The sequence below is a fragment of the Streptomyces sp. NPDC002309 genome, assembly GCF_053593375.1.
This window is the reverse complement of record NZ_JBSFCI010000090.1, coordinates 1-6193: the sequence shown is the minus strand read 5'-3', so window position 1 is coordinate 6193 and position 6193 is coordinate 1. Positions and strand designations below refer to the sequence as shown.

General features: G+C 67.3%; 5 protein-coding genes. 1 reads left to right on the top strand and 4 read right to left on the bottom strand.

The features are described from left to right. The coding region (locus ACWCPM_RS34400) for a tyrosine-type recombinase/integrase (protein ID WP_450980196.1) at positions 1-1123 on the bottom strand (1123 nt) is incomplete at its 3' end. A gap of 279 nt (positions 1124-1402) precedes the next feature. Then, a complete protein-coding gene (locus tag ACWCPM_RS34395; RefSeq protein WP_450980195.1) occupies positions 1403-1612 on the bottom strand; it encodes a hypothetical protein in 210 nt (69 codons plus the stop codon). A gap of 123 nt (positions 1613-1735) precedes the next feature. Here ACWCPM_RS34395 and ACWCPM_RS34390 point away from each other — a divergent pair, with 123 nt between their 5' ends. Beyond that, on the top strand, positions 1736-4657 hold the full coding sequence (locus tag ACWCPM_RS34390; RefSeq protein ID WP_450980194.1) for an NACHT domain-containing protein: 2922 nt from the start codon (positions 1736-1738) through the stop codon (positions 4655-4657). A gap of 297 nt (positions 4658-4954) precedes the next feature. On the opposite strand, the gene ACWCPM_RS34385 is transcribed toward ACWCPM_RS34390, so the two are convergent. Together ACWCPM_RS34385 and ACWCPM_RS34380 are read right to left on the bottom strand one after the other, a co-directional pair. Continuing rightward, entirely contained in the window at positions 4955-5194 is a 240-nt protein-coding gene (locus tag ACWCPM_RS34385) for a hypothetical protein (protein ID WP_450980193.1), read from the bottom strand. 234 nt (positions 5195-5428) lie between these two features. Beyond that, the gene (locus ACWCPM_RS34380) at positions 5429-5920 is read right to left on the bottom strand and encodes a hypothetical protein (protein WP_450980197.1); all 492 of its coding nucleotides are present in this window, start codon (positions 5918-5920) and stop codon (positions 5429-5431) included. Positions 5921-6193: the final 273 nt, after the last annotated feature.

Sequence of the window (6193 nt, the reverse complement as noted above, 5' to 3'; positions counted from 1 at the left end):
CAGCTAGCTCGTAGTAGCCTCGGAGTCCTTCAAGCCCTCGCCGTGACCTGGCGACCTGCGGCTTCTCGCCCGTCTGATGCAATTCCCGAGGGTTGCGGTAGCGGTCCATGGACAGCGGCGAGGCGTGACCCAGCAGCTTTTGGACCACGTCCCGGTCCACTCCCTCGCGCAGCCAGTGGGTGGCCGCGGAGTGGCGCAGCATGTGCGGCCGAGCCGGATGCCCGGCGCGGCGGGCCAGACGGTCGAAGACGTTCTTGGCGTTCGGGTAGGTCATGGCCCGGCCCAGCGGCGGGCGGAAGAGATTCACGAACACCATGCCGGTCTCGGCCGCTCCGGCCAGGTTCCGTTCGTACTGGTAGTCGGTGTAGAAGGAGACGATGTCGGGAGTGATGGGGAGGTAGCGGGGGCGTCTGGACTTGGCCAGGGCCCGGTTCGGGTTGTCCGTACGGCGGCGCACATGAAGGTGCGGGCCCTCCACGGGGCAGCCCAGGGAGCGTGAAGAGGCCAGGAAATGCAGGTCTTCCTGGCGCAGGCCCAGGGCCTCCCCGATCCGTAGGCCGGTCGCAGCGAGCAGCGCGATGAGGAAACGGTCCCGCGCTCTGGGCGTATCCGCGATCATGCGGCGGATCTGCTCCGGGGACAGGTCCTCGTAGCCGGGTTCGCTGACCTGGAAACGGAAAGCCGACACTTGGACCTGGCGCCACTGGCCCCGCTCGCCGGCGTCGTACCCGGCCGGGAGGTACCGCAAGAACTTCGGCTCCGACAACAGGCCGGCCGTCTGGGCAGGGACCCAGCCGTGGAGTGCGCCGAAGCGCAGGAAGTCCGTGACCGCCGTCATCACCGCGTTCGCCGTGCCCTGCGAACGGTAGCGGGGCGCAGCCGTTGTCGGGGAGCGGCGGCCGCGGGCCGGCAGCGGCGTGGTGACCAGCCACTGCTGCAGCCCGGACAGAGCCATGAAACTCGGACGCGACCACTCGATGCGGCGCTGCGTGCAGTAGTTCAGATAGAGGGCGACACGGCCCGCGTAGACCCGTTCCGTGTTCGGCGAGCGGCCCTTGCTGCGCAACCCGGCCAGAAACGCACACGCCTCGGCATGCAGGTCGTAGGTACGTGCGTCGGCCACCACCCACCGCTCCACACCAGTCACCGGCGAGATCGAACGCTCCGCCACATATGCCTGCTCCACCCCCAAACACAACCAAGCCCCGTCGGGCACCGAGGCGCGAACGGTCAGACGGCCATACGAGCAGGTGACATCCCTGCCAAACACACCACACATGCCCACGCACTATGGATAATCCCTGTCCTGTAGTCGACGCCCTGACACTGGCCGGGCCCCAGCGCCCGCCACGGGCGGGCGCCGTGCTCTCGCCTGCAGGTAGGAGGACAAAGCATCCTCGGTTCACAGCACCGCGAGGACGAAGGTCAGCAGCGCCAGGGACAGGGTGGCACTGCCCGCAAAGGCCACGGCACCGCGCAGCAGAGCGGTGGCATAGGTGGCTCCGTCGATACGAGCGAGCAGACCGGCCGCTGCTCCTACGAGCATGCAGAAGAGCGCGACGACCGCGAGGAGCAGGACCAGGAGCATCAGGTGAATGGATGAGGTGTTCATGTCTTCTTCCCAGGACAACCGACGACGGGGACTTCGGCGAATTTCGCGGTTCTGGTGTTCACCGGGGTTCAGGGCGAACAAAGATGAACGAAGACGGTCGCTTGAGAGACGGAGAAGCAGGACATGGGGGACGTGCACGAGGATCCCTTGGCGGAACTCGCGCTACGGCTGCGCACCCTCAGGGCGCAGCGGGGTCTGCAGATGGGTGGGTTGCAGCAGCGGACCGGGCTGGGGCGCACAACGGTCAGCCAGGCGCTGAACGGCCAAGTGGTGCCCTCCGAGACCACGCTGGTGGCCCTGGCGAAAGCCTTGGGGGCGGATGTGGGCCCGATGCTGGCCCTTCGCGAAGCCGCTGCCCGAGTACCGCAGGTGTACCAGGGCTCTCCAAGGAGAGTCACCCGCAGGCCAGTGGGGCCCAGAGTGCAGCCCTCGTTCGAGGAGCGGTACCTCAGCTACGTGACGGAACGGCATTCCCAGCTGACCGTCGTAGGACTGGACCTGAGCCGGCCGGAACGTGCGCGCTGGCCACTGGACGCAGCGTACTTGAGCTTGGAACTGGCGGAGCGGGCGGAAGATTGGCCTGCAGGCAGTGAGGAATCGAACCGGCCATCCGTCGTTGTGAAGCGTGCCGAACACGCGTTGGCCGACTGCCGACGCGTGCTTCTGCGAGGGCTCGCCGGCAGCGGAAAGACAACGCTGCTGCAGTGGCTGGCTGTCGCCACGGCGCGCGATGAGCTGCCGGCAGAACTGGCGGACTGGAGGGGGCAGATTCCGTTCATCCTGCCGCTGCGGACGCTGGTGAGGCGTGGGCCCCTTCCAGAGCCGCAGGATTTCCTCTCTGCGGTCGGCACCCCCCTGGCCGCCTCACAACCTGAAGGCTGGGCCGATGCCGTACTCGCCAGGGGGGAAGCACTCGTCCTGGTCGACGGCATCGACGAGGTTCCTCAAGAGCACCGAGGCGCCACCCGGGACTGGCTCGAGCGGCTCTTGGCGGCCTACGGGGATGCACGCTTCGTGGTCACCACGCGTCCGTCCGCTGTACCCGAAGGCTGGCTGGCTTCGTCGCGCTTCACCGAACTGTCAGTACGGCCTATGAGTGCCGCTGACATTGGACTCTTCGTCGGCCGGTGGCATACCGCCGCCCGGCACAGTGCAGCAACCGACGCCGAACGGTCACAGCTGCATGATCTCGAAGCAGCGCTCCAGGTGACAGTGCGTGCTCAGCGTGACCTGGCGCAGTTGTCCAGCACACCCCTGATGTGCGCGTTGATCTGCGCGCTGCACCGGGACCGCCGCGGTCACCTGCCCCACAGCCGCATGGAATTGTATGAGGCAGCACTGTCGATGCTTCTAGTGCGCCGTGACCTTGAACGCAGTATCGATGTCCCTGAAGGCATTCAGCTCACCGAACACCAGAGCGTCCAGTTGCTGCAGCGCCTGGCCTACTGGCTCATCCGCAACCGCCAGACCGAGATGGAACGGACTACCGCGACAGCCCTGGTCGAGGACGCTCTGCCAGCTATGCCGACTGTGGCCGAGCAGGGCACAGCCGACCAGGTCCTGACGCATCTGGTCGGCCGCAGCGGGCTGCTGCGCAAGCCCACCATGGACACCATCGACTTCGTCCACCGCACCTTCCAGGACTATCTCGGGGCAAAAGCCGCCATCGAGGCCCACGACTTTCCGCTGCTGGTCAACAATGCCCATGACGACCAGTGGGAGGACGTCATACGCATGGCCGTCGCCCACGCCAGGCCTGTTGAAAGCGCAGATCTGCTACGCCGCCTCATTGAACGCGGTGATGCTGAGAACGAGCACCGGCCCAGGCTGCACCTCCTGGCGGCCGCCAGCATGCACTACGCCACCGAAGTCGCCCCCGACACGCGCCATAAGGTCACGGCGCGCGCCACAGCCCTGATGCCGCCCCGCACTATCCAGGAAGCAAACACCCTGTCCGCGCTGGGTCCCGGCATTCTGGACCTACTGCCACCCACCGCCGACGGACTGCCCGAAGACGAGATCATTGCCGTGTTCCGCACTGCCGCAGCCATGGGCGGCGACCAAGCTTATGCGTACCTGCAACATTTCGTCCCGACTGTCGCCCCCTCGGTGCCGCGCCACGAACTGATGCTGGGCTGGACCAACTTTGAGGCAGCCGATTACGCCCGCGACATCCTCCGCCTTGTCCGGGATCGCCTGCATGTCACCGTCCGGACTCGTGCGCAGTTTGACGCTCTCCCGCTGCTGACACCGATCGAACTCATCTCGTTCGAGCTGGCACTCACCCCGTCAGAGATCCTCGAGCATCTTTCCCCGGAACACACCACATCCCTATCTCTCCGGGGCGTGGAGGAGCCCTCGCTGCACAGTCTGTCGTTCGTTCGGTCTCTGGCCGCGCTGCGCTCGTTGGCTCTTGGCCCCTCGACACCCGTCGACGGCCTACACCATCTCGCCGGACTGCCCCTCCAGGAGCTGAACCTGCTGGACCTGCCTGAGGGTTTCTCCTTCCAGGCGCTCAACAATCTCCCACAGCTGCGTGAACTGCTGGTCTATACCGTCCTGCCGTGGAGAACGCTGCATACCCTGCCCGCCTCGCCAACTCTCACAAGGCTTTGGCTCGGCGGCCAGATTGAGGCCTCCATCACCGGCATCACCCACTGGGCCATGCTCGAAGACGTTGTCGTCAACCATGTTATGGACGTAGTGGAATGGGCCGAGCTCGCGGAGCTGCCTCAGCTGACCGGCCTTCAGGTCACCGACGCCGACTTCGCCAACGCCCCCCTCATGGCCACCGTCAATCGTCTCGGGCTCTCTGTGTCTCGGTCCGACATCCGCCTCGACCTGATCCCGGACCGGTTTCCGAATCTTGAGCAGCTAAGGATCAACGCTCTCGCAGACGTTGCCTACGATCTAGCCCCTCTCCAGTCCCTTATGAACGTGGAGATCCACCTCTACAACGCCGATCGCATCTCGCTCACCGGTCTGGAGGGGTTCGCTCCGGAACGATTCACGCTCTTCCCCCGTCCACGGCCCATCCAGACGTGACCGTCAGCCGCCGCCGAACGCCACTACGCCACCGCGCAGCGGGCAGCCGCCAGTGCCGACGATCCCATGGTCGGAGCGAACGCCCTGGCGTTCCGGACCCCTTCCGCAACTTGAGAAAGGGGGTCGACGAAGACGAGTAGGGGAGGCTACTAGCGTCCTCCCCCGCTCACCGAGCTGCTGCCGAAGCTGCGCCCGTACCGGGAGGCCCCGGTCGGATGGCCGGTGCACTGCGCGAGGTAGGACCGAGGAGTCTTAGCGTGGCCCTTCCCGGCAGTCAGCGCTGGGGCGTTCGCACCCCTACGCGCTGAAGTGTCCGCCAGCCGCTGGGGTGGACTGGGCTGCGGTGGCCGAGGGTGAGGACTCGGCCGCGGGCTCCGTCTCCGGCTCCGGCTCATCGACCACCGGCGCGACGTCGACGGCCGTGAGTACAGCCTCCGCCTCGGCGACTACGGCCTCCTCCGTCGCGGGCGCGGCCTCGGAGGTCACGACCGTGGCCTGGGAAGCGGCAACGGCGCGGCAGCCGCGGTAGTCCTTCAAGACCTTCCACCCAGCCACCGGCACGCCGACGGCAAGGGCACCAAGAATGAAGGCTCGCCGCTGGCCTAGCCGCCGCCCGAGCTGGACGTAGGCCGCCCGTAGGGCATCAGGGCCTCCTAGCTTGCGTGCCTCCGCGCTGAGTTCCGAGTAGTCCCACACCGCGCTCCCCCTCACCTTTCGCTGCTGTCCAGTAGCGGCCTGATCATCCCAGGGCCAAGCTAACTCGGGGGCGGATCAGGACAACCGGCCTACCGGACCCTGGATCTGAGGGCGGGGCGTTGTCGAAGCTGCGACCGCACTCGCACCGGCGGCCCCCGCTCCCTGGCACACGCAGGCGTAGCGCAGCGCGGCGAGGGTGTAAGGCAGGTGGTGTTCGGCGGCGTCGCGTAGCCCACCGCCTGGTGGTCGTCGACCGGGGCCGCCGGCGACGTCGCCGCTGGGTCGGCGGCCGGAGCCGAGGCCGGGTCGGGCGCCGCCGTTGGTCGGCGTGGTGCTCCAGGCGTCGGCAAGCGGGTCCGCGGGCACGGCAGCGGGTTGAGTGTCGGACGTGGGCGGCTTCTGCATCCGCACCGGGCTGGCCTGCACGGGAAGGGCTGCGAGGTTCGGGCCGTCGGCGGCCTTCTTGCCTCTGGTGGCCCACTCGCGGGCTTCGGTCTCGGTGAAGAACAGCACGTGGGTCTCGCCGGCCGAGGGCCGCACCTGGCGCCACCACGTCACCTTCGTCACCGCCGCTCAGGCATTCCTCACCCTCAGGCGGCTCGACCCAAAAGTCCGCACACCGGCCTGACCCTCTACCAGGTCCTCGACGTTCTCCAGGACCTGCTGAGGTGCTGGACGGGTACCTGCACCACCTGCGGACGCCCCCCTGCCCCGCCCCCGGAGCAGCCACAGACAGCCCACAACCTAACTGGCTGTTCTCTATCCGCTCGCGTGCTCGGTCGGCTTCGAACGGGGCCCTGGATCGGGTGAGATCGCTGGTGCGGAGGCATGAGGGAAGGG